Genomic DNA, 5,614 nt, shown 5'->3' with positions numbered 1-5,614 from the left:
CCTGCCTGCAGCTCGTGCTGCAGATTGGCGCTGACGTTGCCGGTGCGCCGGGCGAAGCGCGCCTCGGTGGCGTCCTGCCACGATTGGCCGACGAACCACGCGAGCGCGGCGGACAGCGCTGCGCCCGCGACGAACGCGCCGAATCCCGCGGCAGCCGGGCGCGCCAGCGCCGCTGCGAACCGCGAGCGCGGCGGGCCGGATGAAGGGCGTGAAGAACCGCTATCGGTCATGAGCTTTTAGGTATGAGCCGCATCGCGAGCCGTATCCGCATGCGATCCCGCGTGCATGCGTCCGTCGGCCGGCTCGTGGCGGTGAGCTTCGGTTCGTTCTTTTCGATGTGAAATTGTGCTTGGTTTATTTGCTTTTGGCTAATGGCAAGCGACAAACGCGCGCACTGCATCGATTCGGTACGATGCAATCGACTGTTTTCGATACCGATTCAATGCTGTGCTGATGCCGGGCGATGTGTCGCGATTCCGCTGGGCGGATCGCAAGCCCGCTGCACCAGTTTGCGCAAAAATCCTTTGTCAACGTACGGTTACCGAAACCGTCTAAAATGCGCCATCCCGGTCGTGCGGCCGGGTGCCGCACCTGGTGCCCATGCCGCACCGGGCGGTTCCGCCCCGCGCAGCCCGGTTCGATTCGATCCAGGAGCGGCGCCGTGTGGCATTTTCCCGTAGCAATTCCTTCGTCGCTCGGCCCGTGGGCCGTGTTCCTGAGCGTGCTCGTCACGCAGCTCGGGCTGCCGGTGCCGGCCGCGCCGATGCTGATCCTCGGCGGCACGATGGCGGCGATGGGGCAGGCCTCCTACGCGAGCATGTTCGCCGCCGCGATCGGCGCGACGCTGCTGGCCGATTCGCTGTGGTTCAGCGCCGGCCGCCTGCGCGGGCGCCGGCTGCTCAACGGGCTGGTGCGCTACTCGCTGTCGCTCGACACCACGCTGCGGATCGCCCGCAACGTGTTCGAACGCCACGGCGCGCCGCTGCTGATCGTCGCCAAATTCCTGCCGGGCCTCGGCCTGATGTCCGCGCCGCTGCTCGGCACCACGGCCATCGCCGTGCCGGTGTTCCTGTTCTGGGATTTCGCGGGCGCGACGCTGTGGGCGTCCACCTGGCTGCTCGGCGGCGCGGCGCTCGATCATGAAATCGTGCGCATCGTGCTGTGGGTGCGCAGCAGCGGCGGCACGATCTTCGACGCGTTCGCCGCGATCTTCCTGACGTTCCTGCTGTACCGCTGGGTGCGCCGCATGCAGTTCCGCCGCTGGCTCGGCAAGGTGCGCATCGAGCCGTCGCAGCTCGACGAGATGATGAAATCGCCGAACCCGCCGCTGATCTTCGACGCGCGCCCGCGCGCGATCCGCCAGAAGGACGCGTACCGGATCGCGGGCGCCTATCCGCTCGATCTCGACTCGTCCGACAAGCTCGACCCAGCCTTGCTGTCGCGTCCGCTGGTGGTGTATTGCGTGTGCCCGAACGAGGCCACGGCCAAGAAGATCATCCAGCAACTGCAGCGCAAGAACATCCACAACGTGCGCGCGCTGAAGGGCGGGCTCGATGCGTGGGAGAAGCACGGTTACCCGGTCGAGCCGCTGCCGGTGGATTTCGACGCGTCGCGCTACACGGTGCGGCCCGAGATCGAGATGGACGGCGAATACACGGTGCGCGCGCGCCTGTCGGATTCGTAAGCTTTTCGGGGCGGCGCGGTCCGCCCCCGCTTGACTGCGCGTCTTGCCGCAAGCAGGCACAATCCTCCACTGATTCTGATCCGAATCTGCGGCCATATGCTGCTTGTATATGGCCACGCGCGTCGATTCGCGCGGCCGCCCGACCGGCGGCGCGCGGATCCCGATCCCACTCGAGCGGAGGGCTTATGGCCAGCAAAACCATCGCGGACTATCTCGCCAGCACCTTGGCGCAAGCCGGTGTCGAACGTATCTGGGGCGTCACGGGCGACAGCCTGAACGGCCTCTCGGACAGCCTGCGGCGGCTCGGCAAGATCGCGTGGTCGCACACGCGCCACGAGGAAACCGCCGCGTTCGCGGCCGGTGCGGAAGCCGCCGTCACCGGCAAGCTGGCGGTGTGCGCGGGCAGTTGCGGCCCCGGCAACCTGCATCTGATCAACGGCCTGTACGACTGCCAGCGCAATCACGTGCCGGTGCTCGCGATCGCCGCGCATATCCCGTCGTCCGAGATCGGCCTCGGCTATTTCCAGGAAACGCATCCGCAGGAACTGTTCCGAGAATGCAGCCATTTCGTCGAACTCGTCTCGAATCCGAAGCAATTCCCGCGCGTGCTCGACCGGGCGATCCGCACGGCGATCGAGGAGCGCGGCGTGGCGGTGATTGTGCTGCCCGGCGACATTGCGCTGGAGGCCGCGCCGGACGCCACGCCGGGCCATATCGGCTACGAGGTCAGCGCGCCGGTGCCGGCCGCGGCGCAGCTCGACGAGCTCGCGCGGCGGCTCGATGCGTCGAAGAAGGTGGCGCTGCTGTGCGGCAGCGGCTGCGCCGGGGCGCACGACGAGGTGGTGGCGCTGGCCGACGCGCTCGGCGCGCCGATCGTCCACGCGCTGCGCGGCAAGGAGCATGTCGAATGGGATAACCCGTTCGACGTGGGCATGACCGGGTTGATCGGCTTCAGCTCCGGCTATCACGCGCTGAAATCCTGCGACACGCTGCTGATGCTCGGCACCGATTTCCCGTACCGCAATTTCTATCCGGCCGACGCGCAGGTGATCCAGATCGACCGGCGCGGCGCGGCGATCGGCAAGCGGGTGGCCGTCGATTTCGGGGTGGTGGGCGACATCAAGGCGACGCTCGCCGCGCTGCAAGGCCGGCTCGCGCGCAAGTCGGACCGCCATTTCCTCGAAGCCGCGCGCCGGCATTACGCCGAGGCGCGCGAGGGGCTCGACAGCCTCGCGCGGCCGTCGCCCGGCGACGCGCCGATCCATCCGCAATACCTGACGCGGCTCGTCAGCGAACTGGCCGACGACGATGCGATCTTCACGGTCGACGTCGGTACGCCCACGCTGTGGGCCGCGCGCTATCTGAAGATGAACGGCAAGCGCCGCCTGCTCGGCTCGTTCAATCACGGCTCGATGGCCAATGCGCTGCCGCAGGCGCTGGGCGCGCAGGCCGCGCAGCCGGATCGCCAGGTGGTGGCGCTGTGCGGCGACGGCGGGCTGTCGATGCTGATGGGCGAGTTGCTGACGGCGCGCCAGCAGAAGCTGCCGCTCGCGCTCGTCGTGTTCAACAACAGCTCGCTCGGGTTCGTCTCGATGGAGATGAAGGCGGGCGGCTATCTCGACGACGACACGCGGCTGGCCGACACCGATTACGCCGCCATCGCGCGCGGGGCCGGTATCGAATCGATTCGCGTCGACCGGTCGGACGAACTGGAAGGGGCGCTGAAGCAGGCGTTCTCGCAGCGGCGGCCGGTGCTGGTCGACGTGCGCATCGCGCGTCAGGAGATCGCGCTGCCGCCGAAGATCGAATGGGCGCAGGCCAAGGGCTTCAGCCTGTACATGCTGAAGGCCGTGCTGAACGCGAAGGGCAACGAGGTGGTGGAACTGGCGACGACGATGTTCCGCTGAGCGGGCGCGTCAAACGGCACGCGCCGACGGGATGAGCCGTCGGCGCGTGAGAGGAAGCGGCGCGGGAGCAAGGCACGATCCTGCCAAGTGCCCTGCGCATGCCTTACTTCGGTTCGGTTTCCTGGTCGGCAGGGGCGGCGGCCGGCGCTGCGTCGCTGGCGGCGGGCGCTTCCGGCGCGGCGGCTTCCGCAGGCGCTTCAGCCGGTGCCGAAGCCGTTGCCGGTGCAGCTTCGGCTTCGGCCGCTTGCGGCTGCGCCGCTGCTTCGGCATTCGCTTCGCCTTCCGCCTTGGCGGCGTCGTCGCGCTTCGCCTCGCCGGCCTTCGACTTGGCGGCGCGCGTACGGCGAGCCTGATCGAGGCGCACGGCGCCTGCGGCCTGCTGGTCGGTGACTTCGCCCGCTTCGGCGCCGGTCAGGTCGACGCGCTTCGCGCCCGTGACGAGGCTGGCCCAGTAGCGGCTGCCGCGGCACCATTCCTTGATGGCGTCGCGCAGTTGCGCTTCGTCCAGGCCCAGTTCGGCCGTATGCGCGACGAGATCCTTGAAGATGCCGATCTTGAGCGGCAGCTTGGGAGCGGGATTCTTCGGGAATGCGGCAGGGAAGCGGCGTTGCAGCTTGCCGATGGCGAGCACGGTCGGGTTGACCGGCTTGGCGTCGGCAGCCGGCGCCGGACGACGGCCCTGCTGGGGTTTGCCGGACGGCTTGCCGCCCGCTTGGCCGGCAGGTTTGCCGGATGCGGGCTTGTGCCCCTGGCCTTGGCCTTGCCGCCTTTCGGACGACGGCTTCGCCGACGATCTGGCTTGGGACTGGCCCTGGCTTTGGGACTTGCCTTGCGGCTTGGCATCAGCTCGCTGTTGGGCGAGCTGCTTCTTCAATTCAGCGAGTTGTTCGAAACCCATTGCGCACGATCTTTCAGGTTGGACGGCGATTGTAGCAGTCCGGCGCGGCGTTTCACTCTGACGCATCGAAAGTAATTCACGCCAGGCGTCGCCGCGCAACAGTTTCGCGGCGCTTTTCCGATGCGATGCGTTCGATATCGACACCTCGCGGCGTCATATTCGGCGCGCATGCTGTGCGTCGATTGTTTCTCAATCGTCCGATGAATGTCGGCATTTGATTCGTATTGCTTCCGATTCGGAGGCGGTGCGCGCCGAAATCGACAGGCGACTCTCATTTTTCTGCCGCAACCCTCAAGTTTTATTCGGCCAATCCGTTTACCGATCCATTGATCAATGGGCCAAAAGCCCGCCAGGCCGAGCTTTCAACATGCTTTCGTCCGATTTGGACCTCATCGTCGCCACGTGTTCGGCCATCGCGATATGCGCGATGCCGAGCGCACGCGGATGCCGCATCGAGAAGCGGTCGCGTGCGCAACCGATTGCGCGGGTGGCACGGCGGGCTCGGAGTGTGATCACAGGCGCTGCATCGCACCAACCCGATGCGGGGTGCGCGGCATGATGCGCGGCGCGACCGGCCCGATTGCACGCACGCCTTACGCGGCGCGCGTGCTGCGGCTCGCCGTGCTGAACGGCATCGTGGCGCTGGTGCTGGCCGCGTTGGCCGGCGGCCTGGCCGCGAGCGTGCCGGCGGCGGCTGCCGCGATCTGCCCGTCGTGTTTCGGTTTCGTCAAAGCGGCGCCCGCGTTGTATCTGGAACGCGATGCGACCGCCGCGGATGCCGCCCGGGCCCGCGCCGTGGTCGAGGCCGGGCGTCAGCGGGTACGGGCGTTCTGGGGCGACACGACCGCCGCGCCGCGCGTGCTGGTGTGCGTGAGCGACGCCTGCTTCAGGCGCATGGGCGGCGGGACGCGCCGCGCGCTGTCGCTGTACGACCGCGTGGTGGTGCTGTCGCCGCGGGCGACCGATCCGCAGAGCGTCGCGCATCCGTTCGCCGCCGTCGAGTTCGAGCATCGGCTCGGCCCGTTCGCATTGGCGGACGGTCGTGCGCCGGCTTGGCTCGGCGACAGCCTCGCGACCATTTCGGCCGGTACGCCGGACGCCGCGGCGCGTTGTGCGCGCGACACA

Annotated in this window: 4 protein-coding genes and 1 pseudogene; 3 read left to right on the top strand and 2 right to left on the bottom strand. The window is 68.0% G+C overall.

Annotation, left to right across the window (positions count from 1 at the left end):
* Window positions 1-230, bottom strand: a pseudogene (locus G3N92_RS30135) (histidine kinase); the annotation flags it as partial.
* A gap of 431 nt (window positions 231-661) precedes the next feature.
* On the opposite strand from G3N92_RS30135, the gene G3N92_RS30130 reads away from it, so the two are divergent.
* Together G3N92_RS30130 and poxB are read left to right on the top strand one after the other, a co-directional pair.
* Window positions 662-1,684: a DedA family protein/thiosulfate sulfurtransferase GlpE gene (locus G3N92_RS30130; RefSeq protein ID WP_206131209.1), complete on the top strand. Its 1,023-nt coding sequence runs from the start codon at window positions 662-664 to the stop codon at window positions 1,682-1,684.
* Between the two features lie 185 nt (window positions 1,685-1,869).
* Window positions 1,870-3,591, top strand: a complete 1,722-nt coding sequence (gene poxB / locus G3N92_RS30125; protein WP_206131208.1) for a ubiquinone-dependent pyruvate dehydrogenase — start codon at window positions 1,870-1,872, stop codon at window positions 3,589-3,591.
* A gap of 103 nt (window positions 3,592-3,694) precedes the next feature.
* Here the strand turns inward: poxB and G3N92_RS30120 are convergent, their stop codons facing one another.
* Window positions 3,695-4,489 carry a ProQ/FinO family protein gene (locus G3N92_RS30120; RefSeq protein ID WP_206131207.1) on the bottom strand — a complete coding sequence of 265 codons (795 nt, stop codon included), beginning with the start codon at window positions 4,487-4,489 and terminating at the stop codon, window positions 3,695-3,697.
* A 420-nt stretch (window positions 4,490-4,909) separates the two neighbouring features.
* Here G3N92_RS30120 and G3N92_RS30115 point away from each other — a divergent pair.
* The coding region (locus G3N92_RS30115) for a hypothetical protein (RefSeq protein ID WP_206131206.1) at window positions 4,910-5,614 on the top strand (705 nt) is incomplete at its 3' end.

Source organism: Burkholderia sp. Ac-20379 (genome assembly GCF_017104645.1).
GTDB lineage: Bacteria > Pseudomonadota > Gammaproteobacteria > Burkholderiales > Burkholderiaceae > Burkholderia.
This window is presented reverse-complemented; position numbering and strand designations above follow the sequence as displayed.